Genomic DNA, 23,333 nt, shown 5'->3' on the forward strand with positions numbered 1-23,333 from the left:
GGGGGTTGGTGCGGAACACGAATGGTTACCCCTCAGTAGCCACGCATGAGCATGCCAGCCCCACGCACCCCCCGAGGCACGTTTCCTTCACTTTCTTCACATCACACGCCGGTGATGTGGATCACTCCCCGGCTCACTGTTCGCCGTCGAGGCGGTACTGCTCGGACTGCACCAGATACATCCGCCGGAACAGTCCCGGCCCCTCGCCCTCGGTCCTCATCAGGTCGTCGAACGTGCCGTGTTCGGCGACCCGGCCCCGTTCCAGAACGTAGATCTCGTCGGCGTGCCGGACGCTGTGCAGCCGGTGGGTGATCAGGATGATCGTCTGGCCCGCCGCCGCGAGGCTGCGGATCTGGTTGAACACGCGCTGCTCGGTCTCCGCGTCCAGGGCACTGGTCGGTTCGTCGACGACCAGGATGCGGGCGTCGCGGTGCCGGGCGCGGGCGATGCCGAGGCGCTGCCACTGGCCGCCGGAGATCTGGTGGCCCCCCTTGTAGCCACGGGCGAGGAGGGTGTCCCAGCCCCGGGGCAGGGCGGCGATGGTCTCGTCGGCGCCCGCGTACTCGGCGGCGGCGTGCAGGAGTTCGTCCTCGTGCGGGGCGTCGGGGCGGCCGATGGCGACGTTGACGCGGGCGGTGAAGGGCCAGCGGTAGAAGTCCTGGGCGACGACCGCGATCCGGTCGAAGAGGTCGGTGCGGTCCAGCTCGGTGGAGTCGAGCCCGTCCCAGAGGATGCGGCCGGCGTCGGGCGCGTACAGCCCGCACAGCAGCTTGGCCAGGGTCGACTTCCCGCTGCCGTTGTTGCCGACCAGCGCGACGATCCGGCCGGTGGGGATGGTGACGTTCACGGCGTCGAGGGCGGGTTCGCTGGCTGTGCCCGGGTAGGTGAAGGAGACGTTCTCGAAGCGGATGGAGTCGATGTGGGCAGGCAGCCGGACGCCCGTCTCGGGGATGAGCCGCCGGTCCGCCTCCTGGCACAACCGCTCCAGATCAGCCACGAACAGGCTCTCCTCGTACAGGTAGTTGAGCTGGACGACGAGCGCCTCCAGGTTGGCGGACCCGGTCCGGATGGCGATGACGGCCGTACCGGCGACAGCGAGATCCATGGCCCCGGTCCACAACAGCAGCCCGAGCACGCCGTACGCACCGGCGGTCGTGATGCCCGTCCACCCGGAGGCGATCAGCCCGGTGCGGGCGGCCAGCGAGGCGAGCCGGGTCTGTTCCCGCTCCCCCGTCTCGGCCATGGTCCGGAAGTGCCGCAGCAGAAACGGCCCGATGTTGTGCACCCGCACCTCGGGCGCGGCCTCGGTGTCGATCAGCAGCCGCGCCAACAGCTGCCCCGCGCGGGCGTGTTGGACCCAGGTGTGGAAGGAGACGTACCGCCGGCGGGCGATGGTCAGCGCGCTCCACGCACTGGGCAGCGTCATCAGCGCGAGGAGCGGCAGCAGGGCCGGATGCAGCACGGTGAGCACACCGGCGGCGGCGATCAGCGCGATGGTCGCGGTCATCACGGACGTACAGAACCGGATCATGCGCCGCGCGGACTCGGCGCCCCACTGGGCGGAGTCGAGCAGCTTGTGGAACTCCTCGTCCTCGACGGCGGCCAGCTCCACCCGGGCCACCCGCTCCAGATACTCCTCGGTCGCCACCCGGAACACCTTGGGCTCAAGGCGCCCGGTCCCGGCGGTGGACGCGGACCGTAACAGCGCCCCGACGAGCGCGGCGACCGCGACGACGACCAGCGCCGGTACGGCGTCCCGCAGCCGGTCGGCGGTGTCGCCGCCGCCGAGCAGCTGGGCGAGCACCCGGCTGACGGCCACGAGCCCGACGGCCTGCGCCACTCCCCCGCCCAGCTCGGCGACGGCGACCCGGCGCAGGGCGCGCGGGTCGGCGCGGTGGGCGAGCCTGATGGTGGCGCCGATCAGCCGGGGCATCCGCGCGACCATGGTCCGCAGCCCCAGCTCCAGAAACGACCCCTGATGCTGGTTGAACCCCATGTCGTACCGCAACGGCCCCCCGAACAACAGCCGTTCGGACTCGGAGACACCGTCGGAACCGGGGTCGTCCTCGGCCGTCTTCTCCGTACGTTCGTCACGCGTCGTCATCCGAGTGGGTCCCCCTTGGCAAGCCGGTCGAGTCGCGCCCACGCGGCCCAGGCGTATGGGTCACGCCCAGTTCTTCCCGCGCCGTGGGCGTGGCGCACTCGTTCTCGGGCCTGCCGTGCTCCGCTCGCCGCCCCGCCACCACCAGCCCCACCGTCACGCACACCGACCCCGCCGCCATCGCCGTCATCGCCGCGCCCGGAGACGTGAGTTGGGCGATCGTGCCCGCCAGGGCCGCGCTCACGCCCTGCATCGTGAGCATGCCGGCGGAGTGCAACCCCAGGGCGTGGCCGGAGAGTTCGGGCGGGGTGAGGGACATCAGGCGTTCCTGCTGGACGAGACTGGCGCCGTAGCCGACCGAGGCCACGCAGACCGTCAGCGCCGCCACCCACGCCCCCGGGCCGAAAGCGAAGAGCAGGTTCGGCACGGCCAGCAACAGCAGGAGCGGTACGGCCAGTTGGCGGCGCACCCGGGGCGGCACGAACCGGCCGACCGTCACGTCCCCGATCAGCATGCCCAGGGCCGCGCAGGCGAAGAGGGTGCCCGCGGAGCCGGGGTCGTAGGAGACGTACAGGGACTCGACGCCGACGACCAGGCCGTTGGGGATCCAGAGGCCCAGGTAGGTCAGCCTGCGGGGGCGGGCCGACCACAACTGGGCGTTCGTACGCCAGGTTTGGGCGATCGACGGGCGGCCGGAGAGGCGGGGCGGGCGGCGGGTCAGGCCCAGGCGGGTCACCAGAGCGCCCGCCAGGTAGAGGGCCGCCGAGGTGAGGAGCGTGGTGCGGGGCGAGAGGGTCGCCACCAGGACACCGCCCGTCGCGAAACCCGCGATCTGCATCAGCCCGTTCATCATGTTGAAGACCGAACGCCCCAGCAGATAGCCCTCCTTGGCCAGGATCTCGTTCAGCAGACCCCAGCCGACGCCCGCCCCCAGCGACGCGATCAGCCCCATGACGAACAGCAGGGCGAAGAGCGCGCCGACCGGCAGACCCGGGGTCGCCATCGCCGCCGTGCCGAGCGCGAAGGCCAGCGCGATGCCCGTCAGGGTCGCGCGCGGGGGCAGGCGGTCGGAGGCCGAGAGGAGGGTCGTCGCGCCCACCACCTGGGCGAGTTGGGGGCCGAACATGCTCAGCGCGGAGAGCAGGGGCGAGCCGGTGGCGCGGTAGGTGAGGGTGGCGAGGGCCAGGCCGCCGATCGTCGAGGCGGCCGTTCTGAGGGCCGTGGAGAGGAAGAGGGGCGTGAATTCGGGCGTGCGGAAGAGGGCGGAGTAGCTGCGCATGCGGGGAGTCTGCGAGGGGCGTCCGGCCCTCGTTATTGTTTCGCGCACACGCGAAACATCCCCTCCCCCGGACACCGACGGAGGTACTGGCATGGGCTGGTGGCAGGTCGACGCCGACACCCTCGCCCGCAGCCGGTTCGTCGTCTCGCCCCTCGCCGAGACCTTCGCGAGCCTGCGGCTGCTGCACCTCGGGGCGGCCTCGCACCCCGGCGAGCGCGCCTGGCTGACCGCCCATCTGCCCGCGTACCGCCACCGGCTCGCGCACGACCCCACCACCGCCCTCCTGGTCCGCGCCGGCCTCGGCCACACCTGGACCGCCGACTTCCTCACCCCCACCCCCCGGTACGGCGAGACGTTCGAGGAGGCCGTCGCGCGCATCCGTACGACCGCCCCCGCCCTCGCCCGCGACCACCTCACCCGCTCCCACCCCGGCCCGCTCCCCGCCGCCCTCGCCGACCGGGACGACCTTCCGGAACGCGCGGCGACTCTCCTCACCTCCATATGGGAGGACGCCGTACGCCCGTACTGGGACCGCAGACGCCGGATCCTCGAAGCCGATGTGGTCGCGCGGACTGCGCGGGTCGGGCAGGTCGGCTGGGCGGCCGTCCTGGACGCGCTGCGGCCCGGCACGCGCTGGCTCGGCGGCGACCGGCTCCAGATCAACCTGTACGCGAACCCGCCCCGCGAGATCGCCGGCGCCGAGCTGGTCTTCGTACCCGTGACGCCGAAGGCCGGGTGGGTGGCGTGGGAGGAGCCGGAGCGGTACGCCGTGATCTACCCCTGCGCGGGGGTGCTGGCCGAGCACCGCGACGGGCGTACGGCGCCGTCCGCCGCTCTCGGGGCGCTCCTCGGGCCCGCCCGTAGCACCGTGCTCGTACTCCTGGACTCACCCCGCAGTACTACCCAGCTGACCGCCCTGACCGGGCAGACCCTCGGCTCCGTCGGCCGCCACCTGCGCGTACTGCTCGACGCCGGGCTGGTGGAGCGGCGGCGGGCGGGGCGGTCGGTGCTGTACTCGCGTACGGCGGCCGGTGAGGTCTTGGTCAAGGCTTCGGGGGCGGGGCCCGGGCCCGACACCTACCGGAGTTAGCATCCGCTTATGACCACTGACGCCACTTCCCCTTCCTCCGACTCCCCCCTCGCCGTCGAGATCGGTGCCCTCACGGGCGGTTCCGCGGACCTCGCCCAGTACACGGGCAAGGCCGTCCTCGTCGTCAACGTCGCCTCCAAGTGCGGTCTGACCCCGCAGTACGCGGGCCTGGAGAAGCTCCAGGCCCGCTACGCCGAGCAGGGCTTCACCGTGCTCGGGGTGCCCTGCAACCAGTTCATGGGCCAGGAGCCCGGCAGCTCCGAGGAGATCGCCGAGTTCTGCTCGGCGACGTACGGCGTGACCTTCCCGATGACCGAGAAGATCGAGGTCAACGGGGACGCCCGGCACACCCTGTACGACCGCCTCGTCGGTTTCGCCGACGGCGAGGGCCACACCGGCGACATCCGCTGGAACTTCGAGAAGTTCCTGATCGGCCGCGACGGCCGGGTCGTCGCCCGCTTCTCCCCGCAGACCGAGCCGGAGACGGCGGAACTGGTGGGCGCCCTGGAGAAGGCCCTCGGCTGACCCTCGCGACACAACCGGGTTGACCTTGTCCCTGGGGCAAGGGCGAACGTCCTGTGTCACCGGGCCGACCGTGCCCGGTGACGGAGGATGTCGGAGTGGACGTGAACGGGGACGACGAGCTGCTCACCATCGGCGCGTTCGCCGCCCGGGCCCGGCTCTCGGCCAAGGCCCTGCGGCTGTACGACCGGCTGGGGCTGCTCGCCCCGGCGCACGTCGACGAGGCGAACGGCTACCGCTACTACCGCGCGGCGCAGACCGAACGCGCCCGCCTGGTGGCCCTGCTGCGCCAGCTGGACATGCCGCTCGCCCTGATCGGCGAACTGGTGGAGCTGGTCGAGCGGGACGGACCGGCCGCCGCCGACCGGCTCGCCGCCTACTGGGCGGACGCCGAGGCACGGCACGCAAGCCGGCGCACCCTGACCGACTACCTCCGTGGACGACTGTCCGGGAGGAGCAACGAGATGGACGAGTTGTACGGGAAGTTCGCGGTCGAGACGGTGGACGTACCCGAGCGGGTGGTGCTGACGGAGACGCGGCACACTCTCGCGGATGAGTTGCCCGCGTGGATCGGGGCGTCGCTCGGGCGGCTGGAGGCGGGCGCCCGGGAGTGCGGGGGTGTGACGGCGGCGCCGTTCGTCGTCTACCACTCCGAGGTGTCCATGGAGAGCGACGGTCCGGCCGAGGCGTGCGTCCCGGTCGCCGACGAGGCCGCCGCTCGGGCCTGGGCCGAGGCGCACGGGCGGGGCCGGGGGACGGCGGTACGGGTGGAACCGGCCCGGCGGCTCGCGTACACGCGGATCAGCAAGGCTCAGGTGGCACATCCGCAGATCATCGCCGCGTTCGAGGCGGTGGAGCGGTGGATGTCGGAGCAGGGGATCGAGGCGACGGGGCCGTGCCGCGAGGTGTACTTCGCGGACTGGGAGGCGGCGGGGCCGGACGACGCGGTGTGCGACATCGCGTTTCCCGTCCGACCCTGAAGACTGTGCCGGAGATGTCCTGAAGGGCGCGGCCGGAATTATCCGGTCGCGCCCGCCCGGGAACCGTCTCAAGCTGATGGGGCTCTATTCCGTCATGCCCCGGTCACCACCTGGTCACATGGGGCCCTGTCAGCCAACTCCCGGGGGACGGTTAGCGTCTACCCCTGAAAGACCTCCACCGGACAGACACCTGCCAGTCACGTGCGCGCGCCCGAGCCGAACCGAAACGGAATTGCAGTGGCCTTTGCCGAGCTGACCCCACGCAGACCTGCCATGCGCGCCGACAAGCCCACGCAGGCACGTGAGGTGTGGCACGAGCGCCACCGGGTCGCCCTGACGGTCACCGCCTGTGCGGTGCCGCTGTACTTCGTGTGGTGGGCCGTGTTCGCGACCGGCGGCGGCGACCTGGCCGCCCAGGTGGCGTGGGCCGAGTTCGCGAAGATGTACCCGGGTTCCGCATACAACCTGTTCTGGTACGGCGGTCTGCACGCGGCCAACTACAGCCTGATGTCCCCGTACCTGATGGCCGCCATAGGGGTCGTCGCGACCACCATGCTGTCCGGGGTCACGGCCACGGTCCTCGGCGCGGAACTCGTCGCGCGCACGGGCGTGCGCAAGCCGCTGTGGCCGGCCATGGCGGTCGGCTTCTCGCTGTGGTGCCAGGTGATCTCGGGGCGTTCGACGTTCGTGCTGGGCACCGCCTTCGCCATGGCGGCCGTGCTCGCGGTGGTGAGCGGGCGCAGCGCCCGGCATCTCGGCGCCGCCGCCCTGTGCGCGACGCTGGCCACCACCGGCAGCCCGGTCGCCGGCCTGTTCGTCCTCGTCGTCGGCGCCGCCTACTTCCTGTCCCGCGACTGGGGCCGGGCCGCGGCCCTGCTGGTGCCCCCGGTGGCCGTCGTGGGCGTGACGACGCTGCTGTTCCCGTTCGAGGGCGAGCAGCCGATGCCGTTCGCCCGTATATGGCCGCCGGTCGTGCTGTGCGCGATCGTCGTCCTGACGGCCCCGAGCGCCTGGCGCACCCTGCGGCTGGGCGCGGCGGTGTACGCGGCCGGCGTGGTCCTCTGCTATCTGATCCCGACCCCGATCGGTACGAACGTCGAGCGGCTCTCGGAGCTGGCGGCCCCGGCGACGCTGCTCGCGATCATGATGTACCGCACCGAGCGGCGGGCCGGGGCGGGTGCGGGTGCCACCCCGGCTGTCGCGCCCCGGCTGCCCCTGCCCTGGTTCACGGCTCGGCGGCGCATGGTGGCCCTGGGGCTCGCCATGGCCGTCGCCGTGAGCTGGCTGTCCGGCAAGACGATCGCCGACATCGTCACCAACACCACGGTGCCGGAGTGGGCCGTGAAGACGGACGGTGTCGTGAACGAGCTGAAGCGGCTGGGCGCCGAGCAGACCCGTGTCGAGGTCGTCCCGGCCCGCGACCACCGCGAGGCCGCCATCCTCGCCCCGTACATCAACATGGCCCGTGGCTGGAACCGGCAGGCCGACGTCGAGCGGGGCCGGCTCTTCTACGAGGGCCACGGCGGCACCGAGGAGCCCGAGGGCGGCTTCTCCGCCTCCGCCTACAAGGCCTGGCTCTCCCAGTGGGCGGTGGGCTTCGTCGTCCTCGTCAACGGCGAACCGGACGGCCCGGCGAAGCTGGAGCACGCCCTGGTGTCCAGCGGGCCGAGCTATCTCCAGCCGGTCTGGGAGGACGCCAACTGGAAGATCTACCGGGTCAAGAACGCGACCCCGCTGGTCGACAAGCCCGCCTCCGTGGTCAGCGCCGACGGCGCCAACCTCGTCGTCCGGATGCCGAAGGCCGGCGAGGTGACCGTACGGATCGCGTACTCGCCCTGGCTGTGGGCGGAGAACGGCTGTCTGACGGACGAGGGCGAGTTCACCAAGCTGACCGTGGAGCAGCCCGGCGACATCCGGATCAGCTCCGCGTACGGCGGGCCGTCCCAGGAGACGACGTTGCAGTGCGAGAAGGAAGAAAAGGAAGAAAAGGAAAAAGAGGACGCGAAGAATTAGCGGGGACACAGAGGAGCGCCCGCCCCCTTCGTACGACGGGGGCGGGCGCTCCTCTGTGTGGGTGGTCCGTACGGTTGCTCAGCCGACCCGCGTCAGCTTCTTGTCGAAGCCGGGCTCGGCCAGGTCCGTCTGGAGCTGCACCGGTACCTTCACCGCGCCGCCGCTGCTGTCGCCCACGGTGAGGGTGCCCACCGTGGTGCCCGCCTTGGCGGAGTGCGGCAGGTCGTCGGCGGCGGCGAAGGACAGCTCGACCTTCATCCCGGCCCAGCCGACCGCCGCGACGTCCTTCGACAGCACGACCGGCGTGTGCCCGCCGAGCCCGTCGTCGACGTACCCGACGACGTCGCCCTTCTTCAGGATCTTCGACGAGAGCAGCGCGTCCCGGGCGGCGATCATCGCCGTCTTGCTGACCGCGTTGACGGTGTCGATGATCGGCGCCGTGTGCTGGCCGAGGATCGTGCCGACGACGGTGACCGTCTCGCCGCCGACCTCCTTGGTGGCGGCGAAGAGCAGGTTGCCGCCGGCCGCGGTGGTGGTGCCGGTCTTGATGCCGATGGCGCCGTTGTAGGGGACGAGACGGTTGTAGTTGTCCCACTTCTTGCCCGTGGGGTCGTACCAGACCGGCAGCTTGGTGATGTCCACGAAGGCCGGGATCTTCACCAGCTCGTTGCCCAGTTTCACCTGGTCCTCGGCGGTGGAGACGGTGGTCTCCTTGAGCCCGGAGGCGTCGGTGTACGTGGTGTTCGTCATCCCGAGTTCCTTGGCGGTGTCGTTCATCTTCTTGATGAACGCCGTCTCGGTCCCGGAGTCCCAACGCGCCAGCAGACGGGCGATGTTGTTCGCCGACGGGATCATGATGGCCGAGATCGCCTGCTGCTCGGTGAGGACGTCACCCGCCTTCACGGTGGTGAGGGTGGACTCGCCGTCCTTCCAGTAGCCGGCCTCCTTCTCCGCGAGCGCGTCCACGGTGATCTTCGGACCCGCCGCGCCGGACTTCAGCGGGTGGCTCTTGAGGATGACGTACGCGGTCATGGCCTTGGCGACCGAGCCGATGGCGACGGGCTTCTGCTCGCCGAACTTCCCCATCGTCCCGATGCCGTTGACGTCCATCCAGCCCTGCCCCTCGGACGGCCACGGCAGCGCGGCGGCCTCCCCGTCGAAGGTGTAGGAGTCCTCGGCGGTCAGCGTCAGCTCGGGCGTCGGCAGCGGACGCACCGCCTGTACGACTGCAAAGACGATCGCCAGCAGGACGACCAGCGGCGTCCAGATCTTGATCCGGCGCGCGATCGTCCGCACCGCGGTGTTCGGGGGCGGCGGCGTGTTCGTCAGCTCCGCGAGCAGATCCAGCGGCGGCAGCGGAGGCAACGGCTGCTGCGTCGTCCGCTCGGGCCCGACCTGCGGGATCGCGGCGGTGGCATCGGCGACGGGCACCTTGGGCGGCTGGGCGGTGGGCGCCTTCGCCGGTTCGACGGCGGGCGGCGCGGCGGGCGGCGGCTTCCGGGTGGCCGGGTCCTCCAGCTGCCTCAGGGCTACGAATTTGCTGGTGCGCTCAGCAACGGACTCACCGTTGGCATCCTTGGCACCCGCGCCGGCCTTGGCACCCGTGTCGCTCGCGTCGCTCGTGTCGCTCGTGGACTTCCCGGCCGCCCTGGCCGCGACATCGCCCAGCTTGAGCATCGTCGTCGGCTGGTCGACGGGGGGTGCGACGGGCGGGCGTACGGCCTTGAAGATGGCGGTGGGCTGGTCGACGGGGGGGTTGCCGACGGGAGGCTTGGAGGGCGGGTCGTCGTCGGCATTCGGGGCGGGGGCCGGGGCAGCGCCGCCATCGGCGTCACTCTCGGCTTCGGCGTCGGCGGCTGCGTCCGACTTGGACCTCGCGTCGGCCGCGCTCTCGGGCTCCGCGCCCGACTTCGACTCGGCCGCGCTCTCGGGCTCCGCGCTCGGCTTGGCCGCCGCGCCCGCGTCCAGCTTGGGCTTCGAGTCGGCCGCGCCCTCCACGCCCGGCCTCGACTCGGCCGCCACGTCCACGTCCGCGTCCGGCTTCAGCTCGGCCGCGCCCCCGGGCTTCGCGCCCGGCTTCGACTCGGGCGCACCCTTGGGCTCCGCGCCCGGCTTGGCCTTCGAGTCGGCCACGCCCTCCACGCCCGACTTCGGCTCGGCCGCGTCCCCGGGCTCCGTGTCCGGCTTCAGCTCGGCCGCCGCGCCCGCGTCCGGCTTCGGCTCGGCCGCGCCCTCGGCCTCCGCGTCCGGCTCCGCCGCACCCTCGGGCTCCGCATCGGCTTCGGGCCGGGGCTCCGGTTCAGTTCCGGGCTCCGATTCGCTCTCCTGGGCGCTCTCCGGCTCAGAGGAGTCCTCGTCGGAATCACCGGAGGCCCCGTCGGCGCCCCCAGGAGCCTCGTCGGCGGCCTCGGAGGGGTCGTCGGGCCCGGCGTCGCCGGTGGCGTCCGTCGCGGGCTCCTCGGCGCCCTCAGGGGCGTCGGCCGCTGCGTCCGGATCGGCGTCCGCATCGGGGGCGGCCTTCTCGGCGGCACCCTCGACACCCTCGCCCTCCGTCTTGCCCTCGCCCTCGCCCTCGCCCTCGTCCGCGGTGGCGACCCACGCGGCCACGGCCGCACGCAGCCGGGTGCTGCCCGTCCCGTCAGTGCCACCGCCGGCCGGGGCGGTGTCCGCGGGCTCGCTCCCGGCTTCCGGGGCCGTGTCCGCCGTACTCGCGTCGGCGTCGGCGTCGGCGTCGCCCCCGTCCGCTTCCGCCGGGAGCGGCGGGCGGGAGAACACCCTGGTCGCCGTGTCCACGCCACCTCGCGCCGTGGATTCCCTGTCCCGGGCCACCGCGAGCCGTGGGTCGCGTGCCCCGGCGCCTGATTCACCCCTGGCCCCGGGAACCGGACCCGCGCTCCCCGACGTCGGTTCTTCCGACGACTCGCGCTGCTTCGACCTGTCGGGGAACTCGCCCGCCACCGATGCCTCCTCCATGCGTCGCACGCTCACCGTGCGTGTGTACCGAACCGTGAACCGTCAAAACGCCGCCCGAACGACACTGTCCGAACCGCCTACCAGTGTCCTGTGCGCAGCCTTGACTCCTGCGGTAGACGAGAACGACATACCTACTGGTTCCACTACGAACCGGTCACGCCCTCTCGACAGATGAATGTGAGAGGGGTCACCCTGTCATTCATCCACGCGGGGAGGCATGGATGGGCAGGAGCCGCAGATCAATTCCGGAAGAGCTTCTTCTGCTGGCGTTGGACCCGGCCACGGGTACCACCGCACAGCCGCAGTCGCTCGACCTCGGTCTGGCCGGAGCACAGCTAGTGGAGCTGGCGCTGGCCGGACGGATAGCCCCGGACGGGGATCGTATCGCCGTGGTCGTACCACGGCCGACTGGAGATCCAACACTGGACTGTGCGTTGGAACTGCTTCGCCGACGCGGAGCACCCGTACGCGCAGTGAACTGGATTGGCGGGCCCCGCCTGGGGCTGCGTCAGACCTACCTCTCGCATCTTGAGCGGTGCGGCATGGTGCATGCCGTGGCGGGACAGATGTGCGGGGTGCTTCCGACGACTCGCTATCAGGCGACGGACACGGAGATCAGCCGGGAGATCAGAGCCCGACTGGACACTGCCATCCGCACCGGCGTTCCGCCGGACCCGCGGACGGCGGCGCTCGCCGCGCTGGCCCATGCGGTCGGTCTCGGCAAGCACCTGTATCCGGGTAACGAGGGACGTTCGTCCCGCTCCCGGTTGCGGGACCTGATCCGGCACGACCCCATGGGCGGACTGGTGGCCCACGCTGTCATGGACGTGCAGAACGGCGTCGCGGCCCAGCCGCGCCGCAGCCCGGCACCGGCCGGCCGTCAGGCCGCCCCCGGAGCCAGGTCCGCACCGGAACCCGCTCGCGGTGTTCCGATGCAGCCGCACCAGCATCGCGGATCCATGGCGCGCGCCGTGGCTCACTGAGCCGCAGTCCCACGGCGAACACCCGATCCGCGAGGCACCCGCATCACCACGCACGACGCACCACGCAGGACCTCAACAGCGCCGCACCGCAGTCCCCAAGACCGGTTCGGGAGCCGCTGGCCCGCGCGGGGCGGTGAGGACCGTAAGGCTGTCCGCGAGGACGACCGAAACGGCCCTCGCCGCCCCGCGCGGCCGCATGTCCGGCGTCAGGACGTACCCCCGTACCCTCCCCCGGCACATGACGTCGGGCATATACGGGACGCCGCCGGAGCCGGGAAGCGGCCGGAGGACAAGCGGAATCCGCCGAACTGGCCTGTACCGGACGCATATCCACCGACTGACCACCGGATATCCGCAGTTTTCCAGCGGCACGACACACCTTGGTGGCAGTCTGCTCAACAGCAGATACGGATAGTGGCAAGCCACGTACAGGCACGCAGCCGGAGGTGCACGTCCCATGGCGTCCAACGTCAATCCCACCGTCAGGCGACGCCGGCTGGGCCAGGAGTTGCGCAGGCTCCGCGAGGAGAAGAACATGACGGCCGAGCAGGTCGCCGAGCGGCTGCTGGTCTCCCAGTCGAAGATCAGCAGGCTGGAGAACGGCAGGCGCAGCATCAGCCAGCGTGACGTCCGCGACCTGTGCGGAGTGTACGAGGTCGAGGACAAGCGGATGGTCGACTCCCTGATGGAGATGGCCAAGGACTCGCGGCAGCAGGGCTGGTGGCACGCGTTCGGGGATGTCCCGTACAGCGTGTACATCGGGCTGGAGACGGACGCGGAGTCGCTGCGCGTCTACGAACCCCAGATCATCACAGGCCTGTTGCAGACGCGGACGTACGCCGAGGCCATCATCCGGGGCGGCTCACCGGAGAGTTCGTCGGAGGAGACCGAGAAACGCGTCCAGGTCCGGCTGCGGCGCCAGGACCGCATCACCGCGGAGACGGACCCGCTGCGGCTGTGGGTGGTCCTGGACGAGGCCTCCCTGCGCCGGGTCGTCGGGGACAAGCGGGTGATGTGCGAGCAGCTGGAGCACGTCGCGGAGATGTCCCAACTCCCGCATGTCACCGTGCAGGTGCTGCCGTTCGGGGTCGGCGCGCACCCCGGCATCAACGGCCAGTACGCCATCCTGGAGTTCGCCGACGCCGCGGATTCGAGCGTGGTGTACATCGAGGGCGTGACCAGTGACCTGTACCTGGAGAAGCCTCACGAGGTGCAGAAATACACGGTGATGTACGAGCATCTGCGGGCCCAGGCGCTGAACGTGGACCAGTCCCTTCATCTCATCCAGGATGTGGCGAAGGAGTACGCGCGCTGAGCCGACCGGGCGGAAGCGGCGGATCGTACACCTGGATAAGGCCAGGCGGAAGGTTATCTGGAATATGCCACCCGGTCGAGTGAACGACTGCTCCGAACGAGAGCGGCGACGAGTAGCGTCGATCACGCCAACGATCACCAAAGGTTGGCGCAAACCGCACCGCGTGCCCCGTGGGCAACCGTGGTGCGGCGACAGCAACTCGGCATCTGAACTACCGGAGCAGAAATGGCAATTCCTCAGGGCGCCACGGACACGTGGACGAAGTCTTCGTACTCCAACAACAACGGCGCGTGCGTCGAGGTCAAGTCGCCCACCGTCTCGGCGCTCGCCGTCCGCGACTCGAAGGTCACCGAGGGCCCGACCCTCTCGTTCCCCGCAGCCGCGTGGAACTCGTTCGTGACGTCGGTGAAGTAGCACCACTCACGACGATCACCACGCAGCAGTACAAGCAGCAGAGCGAGAAGCAGAACAAGCAGTAGCAGAGCAAGCAGTAGAACAACTTCACAAGCACCACCGAAGAGCCCTCTCGACTGGCCCGCCGTCCTAGCCGAGGGGGCTCGGCCTTGCCCGGTCCGCCGTACGTCAATGCCCTCGTACCAGCTCCAACGGATCGGTGGGGATGCCGAAGCGCTGCCGCAGCGCCTGCCTCGCGGCGTACAGTCCGCACATGCCGTGGACGGCCGGGCCCGGCGGGGTCGACGCCGAGCACAGGTAGACCCCGGGGAGCGGTGTGGCGTACGGATCGCGGCTCGGCACCGGCCGCATCGCCGTCTGCCACACGGACAGCGCGCCGCCCGCGATGTCGCCGCCGACGTAGTTGGGGTTGTGCTCCGGCAGACCGGCGGCGGGGATGACACTGCGGGCGAGCACCAGGTCGCGGAAGCCCGGCGCGAAACGCTCCACCTGCGCGGTCACCGTGTCACCTATGTCCACCGTTGAGCCGTGCGGCACATGCGCGTACGTGTACAGGGTGTACCGGCCGGCCGGTGCCCGCGTCGGGTCGACGACGCCGGGCTGGACCGCGAGAACGTACGGCCGTTCGGGGTGCCGGCCGGCGGCGACCTGACGTTCGACGGCGAGCGCCGCCGCGCGGGAGCCCACCAGGTGCAGTGTGCCGGCGAGTTCGCAGCCCGCCGCCTGCCAGGGCACCGGACCGGACAACGCGAAGTCGACCTTGCAGGCGCCCGCGCCGTGCCGGTAGGCCCGCAGCCGGCGAGCGTAACGGCCGGGGAGCGCGTCCCCGGCGATCCGCAGCAGCCCGGCCGGGGCCAGGTCCAGCAGGACCGCACGGGCACGCGGCAGTTCGGAGAGGCTGCCGATGCGCCGGCCGGTCACGATCCGCCCGCCGCGGCGGCGCAGTTCGGCGGCCATCGCGTCCACGATGGTCTGGCTGCCGCCGATGGGGATCGGCCAGCCCACCGCGTGTCCCAGAGCCGCGAGCACCAGCCCGACCGCCGCCGGGACGGGAGCGCGCGGCGGGGCGACGGCATGCGCGCTCACCCCGGTGAGCAGCGCCGGCGCGAGCGGCCCGCGGAAGCGCGCTCCCCACAGCGGTGAGGCCTGCTCCGCCGTGCGCAGGGCGAGGCGCACCGCCGTACCGAGGTCCGGCGGCAGGCCCCGCAGGTCCGACATGGCGACACCGGCCAGCCCCTGCCAGCGGTCCACCAGCGGGCCGAGCAGCGACCGCCAGGCGGCGCCGTCCCGCCCGAGCCCCTCGACCGTACGGTCCAGATCCCGCCAGGCGAGCCCTGCCCGGCCCCCGTCGAGCGGATGGGCGTACGACACCGTGGGGCGCGCCAACTCCACCCCGTGCGCGGCGAGGTCGAACGCGCGGAAGAACGGCGAGGCCAGGCCCATGGGGTGGGCGGCAGAGCACACGTCGTGGCGGTAACCGGGCAGGGTCAGTTCGGCGGTGCGGGCGCCGCCGCCGACGGTGGGCGCCGCCTCGTACACCACCACCTCCAGCCCGGCCCCGGCGAGGACGATCGCCGCGGCCAGCCCGTTGGGCCCGGCGCCGACGACGACGGCGTCCACCTCGCCGTTGGACCCGTCCCCGGGCCACCTGTCACATGGCGAGCTCACCTGCCCGACGCGACCATGGTCTGGCCGTCTGCGGGGACATCCTCTCCGGGCTCCCCGCCGTCGACGCTGACCTCGGTGAAGACGAAGGGCAGTCCGGCGGCGACGAGCGGCCGGCGGTGGTCCATCAGCTGGAAGTGCAGGTGCGGTTCGCTGGAGTTGCCGGAGTTGCCGCACCGGCCGATCACCTGGCCGCGGTGGACCGTCTCGCCGGGGCGAACCGTGGCCGACCCGCGTTGGAGGTGTGCGAAGACCGCGTACGTGCCGTCCCCGAGGTCCAGAACGATGTGGTTCCCGAGTATGTGGCGGGGGCCTGCGAGCTCCCGGACCATGCCTTCCAGGATCATGTAGGCGAGCGCCTGCCGGGTCGAGCGGCTGCGATGGTCCCTTGCGCGGTCCCGGACCGTCACGACCCGGCCGTCGCCCGGGGCCACCAGTTCCTCGCCGAAGGCCGGGAAGTCCTCCGGCGGCCGGAAGCCAGGGCCTTCGCCGAACGCCGGGCGTGAACGGCCTTCGGGCTCGTACACCAGGTCGACCGCGAACGTCTGGCCGTAGGCGTGCGTGCGATGACTCGGCACCCTGGTCCTGGGGCTGTTGACGGCGGACCAGCGGCCGGTGACAGGAGCTCCCACGGAGCGTGACACGATCCGGGGCACGGTCGGCAGGAACGTCAGAGCCAGCCCCAGTACCAGCACCGCCCACCCGGCCACCCGCAGGCCGGACGCCGGCCCCGGGGTGACCACGGAAGGGAGCACCGACGGGCCCAGCACACCGGTGACCAGCACGACGGGACCCAGCACGGTGGAGACCCCCCTGACCCGGGCGTTGATCCGGTACCAGGCAGGCAGTGGCTGCGGCATGTCCGCGGTATCCCGCACACCGTTCACGCCGCTCACGCCGCCTCCTCCGTCGCGACGAACGGTGAGAGGAACACGTAGTCGGGTTCGTGGGTCTGATCATGTCCGGTGTGTCTGGCGATCAGGAACTGGAACCCCCGCGGCGGCTCCTGACCGTCGTACGTCTCCCGCACGGCCAGCGCGACGAAGTCCCGCAGCAACCGGTACACGGGGAACCGTGTCACATCCAGGCCTGGCTTGTTCATGAGCATGATCAGCTCGGCGCACACGTCGAAGAGTGCCTTCTCCCGGCGCCGGTGCGGGAACCACAGGACCTGGGCCCAGGCCCGGGGCGCGATCCGCGTGGTCTCGGCCCAGGAGGTCTGGCTGCCGTCCGCCGTCAGCACGCGATGCAGCACATGGAAGTCGTGCTGAGCCGGTTCGGGGGCGAAGAACTTCCAGTTCGGGATCAGCAGTCCGGTCCTGTCGCGGTCACGGACGCGCTCGAAAGAGCTGTGCGGATACTGGCTCGCGGCGGTCGCGCCGAACCACACCGCGAGCCCGCCGAGTACCAGCAGACCGACGGCTCCGCGCGACCCCGCCGGCACCGGGCCGCCCTCAATTCGCGGGGTTGCCATGGGAGTCCTCCTCCTTCGCGGTCTTCGCCACGCCTGAGCCGAGGTCCACGACGAAGTCCGCCATCAATGTGACGACCCGCTCCGCGAACCCCTGGTCCGTCAGCACCGAGTCGTGGTCGGCGCCGTCGATGACGTGATGCGCGGAGTGCGCCGCCGCCGCGGCGAACTCCGCATGAAGCTCCTTCTGGACCGGATCCTGAGAGGCGGTGTGCCCGGCCGTGATGACAAGCGACGGGACACCGGAGTCCGGCAGCTTCCCGTCGAAGGAGTTGAACTCCTCCTGTACGGCCCGCCACTCACGGCGCCCGGCCGCCCACATCCGCGAGTCCCGGTAGTGCGCCACCAACAGCCCTCGTACCTCCTCGGGCAGCCGGTCGACCCAAGCAGGGTGACTGAGCAGCGCTCCCATGCCCAGCTTCAGCGAAGTGGTCATGACGGAGAGCGAGTTGCTGAACATCTCCTGGCCCCGCGCCTGCCGGGACGAGCGCTGGAGCTCCGCGGGATGGCTGGAGTCGAGCAGACCGACTCCGACGATCTGCTCCGGCAGCCGGCCGGCCGCCTTCAGCGCCAGATAGCCGCCCAGCGAATGGCCGGCCACGACGACCGGGCGGCCGGCCGCCGTGTGCCCGATCAGGTCGACGAGATCGTCCACGGCGGTATCGAGGCTGTACGCCTCGTCCTCGGACCCGGCGTAGGTGCTGCGGCCGTAGCCCGCCCGGTGGTAGGTCACGACGGGGAACCGCTCCGAGAGCCCCCGTACGATCCACTCCCAGTGCTCGGCGGTCGCGACCAGTCCGTTCTCCAGGATGACGACCGGCTGTGTGCCGTCGTCCGCCGCATCGTCCGGACCGGTGCGCCGGTAGGCGAGCGTGTTCCCGGACGAAGCGGTGAACTCCTGCTCGTCCTCCCTGCCCCGCAGCACCCTGCGGTTCTGGCGGCCCTTCTCCACCTGCAGGGCACCCAGCGCGGCGGCCAGGAGCCCGAGCGCCAGCACCGGCAGGGCGTCGTCACGCCGCTCCACCCGGCCGTCCACCACGGTGCGCTCGCGCGGGCCGGCGGCGTAGAGCACGGCCGGGTGCATGGAGACGAACGACCACAGGAAGCGTCCGAGCCCCATGAAGCGGGCGTTGGCGAGGTGGAAGACCGCCGCCGACCCCACCATCAGCGGGGCCGGTCGGCCCTTGGCGAGGAAGACGACGGGAAAGGCGCACTCCAGAGCCAGCACGCCGGCACACACCGCGTGCGCGGCACGCGGGTAGCGGCGCGCCAGTTCCCAGGCGGTGCGGTCCCCGTAGGTCAGGGTCCGCATCACCCCGGGCAGCGCCCTGCCGCTGCGCCAGGTCGAGCTGGCCACCTTGACCCAGCCCGACACGGCGTACGACAGCGTCGACTGCAGCGCGACGAACCACAGACAGGCGTCGACGACCCGCGGGTTCCGCTCGCCGATCCGGGCGACCGTGGTGACGGACTGGACCAGGAAGGACACCTGGTCGGAGCCGTCGGTGCCGTAGTGGTTGAGCGGGTACAGCAGCAGCGAGGTGCCTGAGAGCACGGCGTTCGCGGCGATGCGCGGCCCGCGCGGAAGCGGCGCCAGCAGAGCCGCCGCGGCGGCTACTCGCGCGACATGCAGAACGCGGGTGGCGTCCGGACGGGCGGCGAGATCGAGCACCTTGCCGACCAGCGGGGACCAGGTCACGAACGCTTCCCGGCTGACCTCCCAGTTGTTCAGTCCGCCGTGTCGTCGGTCGCGTTCCGTCCTCAGATATTCCAGGCTCGCCACAAGGTGTGTCGTCGCGCTCAGCCGCTCGCTGAGCGACAGGGCCTTGGCCCGGCTCACGGACGGCGGTGACAGGACGGCACGTATCACCTTCGGCAATCGCGCCATGAGGTGAGTTCCTTTCGGGTCGTCGGGGCTTGCCCGCAGGGACCGGGGCCCGGTCCCTGCGGGCGGACATGCGGTGTTGTGCCGCGGGTGCCGCTGTCAGCCGAGCAGTTGGTGCGAAGCGAGCTCGGCGTACAGGGGGTCGTCGCGCAGCAGCTCGGTGTGGGTGCCGACGGCTCGAAGCCCGCCGTCCTGGACCACGGCGATACGGGAGGCCGAGCGCACGGTCGAGAGCCGGTGCGCCACGACGAGCACCGTCGTACGGGTGGACAGCTCCTGGACGACCTCGCGCAGCGCGGCCTCGTTGAGGGCATCCAGTTGCGACGTCGCCTCGTCGAGAAGGAGCAGTCGCGGACGGCGCAGGAGTGCTCTCGCGATGGCGATGCGCTGGCGTTCGCCGCCGGACAGCGAGGTGCCGCGGTACTGGATCTCGGCGTCGAGATCGCCGCCGAGCCGTTCCAGCAGCGGCTGGAGCCGGGTGGTCTCAAGGACCGCGTGGAGTTCCTCGTCGCCGACGGAGGGTGCGGCATAGGCGAGGTTGTCGCGGAGGGTGCCGGCCATCACCGGCGCGTCCTGTTCGACGTAGCCGATGCCCGCGCGCAGATCCTTCAGGCTCCAGTCGCGCAGGTCCCGTCCGTCGAGCAGGATGCGGCCCCGGTCCGGGTCGTAGAAGCGCTCGATGAGACTCAGCACGGTGGTCTTGCCGGCGCCGGAAGGACCCACGAGCGCGCTGAGGCCGGTGGCCGGGACTTCGAGGGAGAAGCCGTCCAGCGCGGGAGCGGTCCGGCCGGGATAGGTGAACGAGACGTCCTCGAAGACGAGCGGGGCCAGTTCCCTCGTCGCCCCTGGGAGGCGGGTCCCTTGTGGTTGTGGACCGTTGGCGGCCAGTGCCGGCGAAGAGTCCGGGTCCACGGGCTCGGTGGGCAGCCGGGTCACCTCGGCCAGGCGCTGTACGGCGGCCCGCGCGGCCTGGAAGTACGTACCGACATCGGTCAGCGACATGACCGGCTGCGCGAGATAGAGGACGTACAGCAGGAACGAGATGAGCGAGGCCACCGAGATGGCGCCACTGCTGACCCGCGCCCCGCCCACGCCGAGCACGATGAGGAAGGCCGCCTGCATCGCGAGCCCGGCCGTGGTGCCCGCCACCGAGCCCCAGCGGGCGAGCACGACGCCCTCGTCGTACGCGTCCCGTGCCGCCTCGTCGACGCGCTCGGCCTCGACCTCCTCCGCGCCGGAGGCCTTGACCGTGGTGAACGCGCTCAGCGCGCGCTCCAGGGCGGCACCCATGATGCCCACCGACTCCTGGGCACGCAGCGCAGCCCGCCGGATCCGCGGCATGATGACGCCGACCACGGTTCCGAGGACCACGACCACGCCGACGGTGATGGCGAGCAGCACGGCGTCGACGATCGCCATCATCACCAGCGTGCCGATGATCATCACCAGGCCGGTGAGGGCCTGAATCAAGGTCTGCGTGACTATCTGCCGCAGCAACGAGGTGTCTCCCGCGGCCCGGGAGAGCAGATCACCCGGCGCCTGTTGGCGCATGGCCCCCATCGGGAGCCGCAATATGTGGCGCACCAGCCCACGGCGCCCGGCCAGCACCACGCGCTCGGCCGCACGCAGCAACAGGAAGTCACCGACCGCCAGCGCGATCGCGGCCACCAGCACCAGTGCGACGAGCTTCAGCAGGTCCGGCGTGACCTCCTGGCCCTGGGCGTACGCGGTGAGCAGGTCCGCCACGACCAGTGGCTGGAGCAGGCCGAGCACCCCCGCCCCCACCAGCAGCCCGCCCGCGAGGGCGACCTCCCGCCAGTGCGGGCGGACATAGTCGCGGAAGGCTGTGAACGTCTCCCGCAGTGAGAGCCCGTCCCCCGGGGCGGTGCCGGTGGCGTCCACACCCGTCTGCCGCTCGTGCGCACCCGTGTCCCGTTCGTCCTTGACCGGCTCGGTCTCCGGGGCCTCGGTGCTCAGTGAAGTACTTGCCATCGGGTGTCCTCACCGCTCCTGGTCCGACACCGCGGAACCGACCTGTTCGTCCTTGTTTCGGTACACGCCGATCACCATGGGCTCGGTACCGGTGAAGGCCGACCCCTGCCAGTCCCCGTAGCGCGCCTCCAGACGCAGCCCCGCACGTTCGGCGTACGTGTCGATCTCGGTCGGTGTCGTCAGCCGGCTGGTCTCCGACGCGAGCCGGGTGCTGCCGCCCTGGTGCCAGATGTGCGAGAGGTGCCAGATCTGCTGGGCGGGGTCGATGGCCGAGTACGACTGCAGGCCGACGTCCTCCCCGCAGGGGACGAAGAACGTGTCACGGAGGCGTCCCTCGTGCATCGCCTCGACAAACGCCGGATTGTGGGTCTCGATGACCACCGCGCCGCCGGGTGCGAGAGCCAGCGCGCAGTTCTCCAGCACCCGCTGCTGCTCGGCAGGGTCGAGCAGCATCGACAACGTTCCGCAGACGCAGTAGACCAGCCCGTGTTTCCGCTCGCTCCGGTAGCTCCGGATGTCGCCGTGCACCGCGGTGACCGGCCGCGGCTCCCGGGCGAGGGCGCCGCGCAGCACCTCCAGCATCTGAGGGGAGGAGTCGACGCCGACCACCTCACCGGCCTGTTCCGCCAGCGGCAGAGCGATGCGTCCGGTGCCGACGCCGAGTTCCAGTGTCGGCGCGCCGTTCCCGGGATGGAGACCGGCGAGCCACTTCGCCGTGTCGTCCCCCGGCGGGAAGATCTGGTTGTAGAAGTCGGCGAACTGACGCCCGTACCCGAGATCCTGAATGTCGCTCATACCGCCTGCTCGATAGGCAATGGTTTCGGAGATCGCCCAGCGGCGAACTCCGTTTGCCGAGGAACACGGGAGGGCACACCGTCCGTCGTGCACCCTCCCGTGGCGCCTCAGTTCGTCCTGTTGTCGCCGCCGGCGGGGCCGGCGGGGCCGGCGGGGCCGGCGCCGAACGCCCCGGTGAGCTGGACCCCGACCGCCACTCCGGCGGCGAAGGCCACAGCGGCAGCAGGGGTCGCGAGAACCGGCGCGAGCTCACCGATCAGGCCGCGCCACCGCCTGGCACCTCGGCCTCAGTTGGGCGTCACTTGTTCTTGGGCGGGGTGATGCCGCCGCCGCCCCCGCCACCGCAGGCGGCGAGGCCGACGGCGTAACCGGCGCCGTACGCGGCGACGCTGACGGCCACACCGGCGGCGAAGGCGGCCGGAGTGGCCATGACGGGAGTCAGGTCCGACAGGTGCCGGGCTCCGCGCGTCAGCGTCAACTCACCGAACAGCTGCGGTGAGACGTCGTTGATGCGATCAGAGATAGTCGTCATCGGGCTTCCGTTCCTGGCGTTCGGGGGAAGGCACACCTGTGTGGGCGTGCCCGCTGTGTCACTGCCGTCAGAACGGCCCGTGGACGGTGCAGTCCATGACACCGATCACGACCTCGGCGGCGAAAGCCGCAGAACTCGCCATCAGAGGGCCAGGGCAGACAAATCGCGGGAATCCTGGGCGCTGTCCACGTCGCCGAACAGATCCTCGGACACGTTGTTGGGACCTGCGGGAGATGTGCCGTCCGTAGAACCACGCACGGCATGCGCAGATCTGGACCGGCGCGAATTCGCCCACCCACCGGGCCCGTCTACCGGGCCCGGTGGGTCGCATCGGCCTCAGTCGTGCGTCACTGGGTCGGGATGGGGGGCTTGATGCTGCCGCCGCACCCGACGACGAAGGCCGCAGCGGCAGCGGGGGTCGCGAGAACCGGCGCGAGCTCACCCAACTGCCGGGCCCGGTCGGCCCGCAGCGGAAACTCGGCCAGCGCGCTACTGGTGTTCACGTGCTCTGTCAGAACGGACATGAAAGCTCCAAACGTCGTGTCAAGGTGATCCCGGCGATCAGGCCGCGCCGCCGCCGGACAACCTGGCCTCAGTCGTGCCTCACAAGGCCTGCTTGGGGGGCTGGGGGCCACCGCCGCACCCGCCGGCGGCGACGCCGGCGCCGAACGCCCCGGTGAGCTGGACCCCGACCGCCACTCCGGCGGCGAAGGCCACAGCGGCAGCAGGGGTCGCGAGAACCGGCGCGAGCTCACCCAACTGCCGGGCCCGGTCGGCCCGCAGCGGAAACTCGGCCAGCGCGCTACTGGTGTTCACGTGCTCTGTCAGAACGGACATGAAAACTCCAAACGTCGTGTCAAGGTGATCCCGGCGGTCAGGCCGCGCCATCGCCGGACAACTCGGCCTCAGTCGTGCCTCACAAGGCCTGCTTGGGGGGCTGGGGGCCACCGCCGCACCCGCCGATGGCCCCGACGGCGTAACCGGCGCCGTACGCGGCGACGCTGACGGCCACTCCGGCGGCGAAGGCGGCGGGAGTGGCCATGACGGGAGTCAGATCCGACAGGTGCCGGGCTCCGCGCGTCAGCGTCAACTCACCGAACAGCTGCGGTGAGACGTCGTTGATGCGATCAGAGATGCTGGTCATTGGGGTTCCTTTCCTCAGTGGGGTGGGAGGACAAGCCCTGTACGCGTGACTGGTGTGTCACGACCTCGGCAGCGAAGGCCGCGGGAATCTGCTGCGGAGTTGTCGTGAACGCGTCTTCGCAATGACTTTCACAGACCCGCACGAGACGTACCATCCGTAGAATTACGCGACTCGTACGC

Annotated in this window: 20 protein-coding genes; 7 read left to right on the top strand and 13 right to left on the bottom strand. The window is 71.2% G+C overall.

Features of this window, described 5'->3' with window-relative positions; all coding sequences use genetic code 11:
- Window positions 1-133: 133 nt before the first annotated feature.
- Together ACWDR4_RS34650 and ACWDR4_RS34655 are read right to left on the bottom strand one after the other, a co-directional pair.
- A complete protein-coding gene (locus ACWDR4_RS34650; protein WP_450414301.1) occupies window positions 134-2,104 on the bottom strand; it encodes an ABC transporter ATP-binding protein in 1,971 nt (656 codons plus the stop codon).
- On the bottom strand, window positions 2,091-3,380 hold the full coding sequence (locus ACWDR4_RS34655) for an MFS transporter (RefSeq protein ID WP_450414303.1): 1,290 nt from the start codon (window positions 3,378-3,380) through the stop codon (window positions 2,091-2,093). The genes ACWDR4_RS34650 and ACWDR4_RS34655 overlap by 14 nt, the downstream gene beginning before the upstream one ends.
- Before the next feature lie 91 nt (window positions 3,381-3,471).
- Between ACWDR4_RS34655 and ACWDR4_RS34660 the strand changes: the two genes are divergently transcribed.
- From ACWDR4_RS34660 to ACWDR4_RS34675, 4 genes are all read left to right on the top strand, one after another.
- Window positions 3,472-4,470 carry an ArsR family transcriptional regulator gene (locus ACWDR4_RS34660; RefSeq protein WP_450414305.1) on the top strand — a complete coding sequence of 333 codons (999 nt, stop codon included), beginning with the start codon at window positions 3,472-3,474 and terminating at the stop codon, window positions 4,468-4,470.
- Between the two features lie 9 nt (window positions 4,471-4,479).
- On the top strand, window positions 4,480-4,995 hold the full coding sequence (locus ACWDR4_RS34665) for a glutathione peroxidase (protein ID WP_450414307.1): 516 nt from the start codon (window positions 4,480-4,482) through the stop codon (window positions 4,993-4,995).
- A gap of 77 nt (window positions 4,996-5,072) precedes the next feature.
- Window positions 5,073-5,972, top strand: coding sequence for a MerR family transcriptional regulator (locus ACWDR4_RS34670; RefSeq protein ID WP_450414308.1), 900 nt, complete (start codon window positions 5,073-5,075; stop codon window positions 5,970-5,972).
- A 273-nt stretch (window positions 5,973-6,245) separates the two neighbouring features.
- Window positions 6,246-7,985, top strand: a complete 1,740-nt coding sequence (locus ACWDR4_RS34675; protein WP_450414310.1) for a hypothetical protein — start codon at window positions 6,246-6,248, stop codon at window positions 7,983-7,985.
- A 78-nt stretch (window positions 7,986-8,063) separates the two neighbouring features.
- On the opposite strand, the gene ACWDR4_RS34680 is transcribed toward ACWDR4_RS34675, so the two are convergent.
- Window positions 8,064-10,973, bottom strand: a complete 2,910-nt coding sequence (locus ACWDR4_RS34680) for a D-alanyl-D-alanine carboxypeptidase (protein WP_450414312.1) — start codon at window positions 10,971-10,973, stop codon at window positions 8,064-8,066.
- 206 nt (window positions 10,974-11,179) lie between these two features.
- Between ACWDR4_RS34680 and ACWDR4_RS34685 the strand changes: the two genes are divergently transcribed.
- From ACWDR4_RS34685 to ACWDR4_RS34695, 3 genes are all read left to right on the top strand, one after another.
- Window positions 11,180-11,941, top strand: coding sequence for a GOLPH3/VPS74 family protein (locus ACWDR4_RS34685; protein ID WP_235477808.1), 762 nt, complete (start codon window positions 11,180-11,182; stop codon window positions 11,939-11,941).
- Window positions 11,942-12,398: 457 nt separating this feature from the next.
- Window positions 12,399-13,256: a helix-turn-helix domain-containing protein gene (locus ACWDR4_RS34690; protein WP_450414314.1), complete on the top strand. Its 858-nt coding sequence runs from the start codon at window positions 12,399-12,401 to the stop codon at window positions 13,254-13,256.
- Between the two features lie 225 nt (window positions 13,257-13,481).
- On the top strand, window positions 13,482-13,670 hold the full coding sequence (locus ACWDR4_RS34695; protein WP_450414316.1) for a DUF397 domain-containing protein: 189 nt from the start codon (window positions 13,482-13,484) through the stop codon (window positions 13,668-13,670).
- A gap of 168 nt (window positions 13,671-13,838) precedes the next feature.
- On the opposite strand, the gene ACWDR4_RS34700 is transcribed toward ACWDR4_RS34695, so the two are convergent.
- The 10 genes from ACWDR4_RS34700 to ACWDR4_RS34745 all read right to left on the bottom strand — a co-directional run bounded on the left by ACWDR4_RS34700 (window position 13,839) and on the right by ACWDR4_RS34745 (window position 23,154).
- Window positions 13,839-15,338 carry a phytoene desaturase family protein gene (locus ACWDR4_RS34700; protein ID WP_450414317.1) on the bottom strand — a complete coding sequence of 500 codons (1,500 nt, stop codon included), beginning with the start codon at window positions 15,336-15,338 and terminating at the stop codon, window positions 13,839-13,841.
- Window positions 15,335-16,231 carry a M23 family metallopeptidase gene (locus tag ACWDR4_RS34705; protein WP_450414318.1) on the bottom strand — a complete coding sequence of 299 codons (897 nt, stop codon included), beginning with the start codon at window positions 16,229-16,231 and terminating at the stop codon, window positions 15,335-15,337. The genes ACWDR4_RS34700 and ACWDR4_RS34705 overlap by 4 nt, the downstream gene beginning before the upstream one ends.
- Window positions 16,228-16,809 carry a hypothetical protein gene (locus tag ACWDR4_RS34710; protein ID WP_450414320.1) on the bottom strand — a complete coding sequence of 194 codons (582 nt, stop codon included), beginning with the start codon at window positions 16,807-16,809 and terminating at the stop codon, window positions 16,228-16,230. Before ACWDR4_RS34710 ends, ACWDR4_RS34705 begins: the two co-directional genes overlap by 4 nt.
- Complete coding sequence (locus ACWDR4_RS34715) at window positions 16,790-18,694, bottom strand: alpha/beta fold hydrolase (protein ID WP_450414322.1); 1,905 nt, start codon at window positions 18,692-18,694, stop codon at window positions 16,790-16,792. Before ACWDR4_RS34715 ends, ACWDR4_RS34710 begins: the two co-directional genes overlap by 20 nt.
- Before the next feature lie 96 nt (window positions 18,695-18,790).
- On the bottom strand, window positions 18,791-20,683 hold the full coding sequence (locus tag ACWDR4_RS34720) for an ABC transporter ATP-binding protein (protein WP_450414323.1): 1,893 nt from the start codon (window positions 20,681-20,683) through the stop codon (window positions 18,791-18,793).
- A gap of 9 nt (window positions 20,684-20,692) precedes the next feature.
- On the bottom strand, window positions 20,693-21,478 hold the full coding sequence (locus ACWDR4_RS34725; protein ID WP_450414324.1) for a class I SAM-dependent methyltransferase: 786 nt from the start codon (window positions 21,476-21,478) through the stop codon (window positions 20,693-20,695).
- Window positions 21,479-21,776: 298 nt separating this feature from the next.
- Window positions 21,777-22,010, bottom strand: a complete 234-nt coding sequence (locus tag ACWDR4_RS34730) for a hypothetical protein (protein WP_450414326.1) — start codon at window positions 22,008-22,010, stop codon at window positions 21,777-21,779.
- Window positions 22,011-22,357: 347 nt separating this feature from the next.
- Window positions 22,358-22,534 (bottom strand): hypothetical protein, encoded by a 177-nt coding sequence (locus tag ACWDR4_RS34735; protein ID WP_450414328.1) that lies wholly within the window; start codon window positions 22,532-22,534, stop codon window positions 22,358-22,360.
- Between the two features lie 79 nt (window positions 22,535-22,613).
- Window positions 22,614-22,847 (bottom strand): hypothetical protein, encoded by a 234-nt coding sequence (locus tag ACWDR4_RS34740; protein ID WP_450414329.1) that lies wholly within the window; start codon window positions 22,845-22,847, stop codon window positions 22,614-22,616.
- Between the two features lie 79 nt (window positions 22,848-22,926).
- Window positions 22,927-23,154 carry a hypothetical protein gene (locus tag ACWDR4_RS34745; RefSeq protein WP_450414330.1) on the bottom strand — a complete coding sequence of 76 codons (228 nt, stop codon included), beginning with the start codon at window positions 23,152-23,154 and terminating at the stop codon, window positions 22,927-22,929.
- Between the last annotated feature and the right edge of the window lie 179 nt (window positions 23,155-23,333).

It is taken from the genome of Streptomyces sp. NPDC000878 (genome assembly GCF_053599695.1).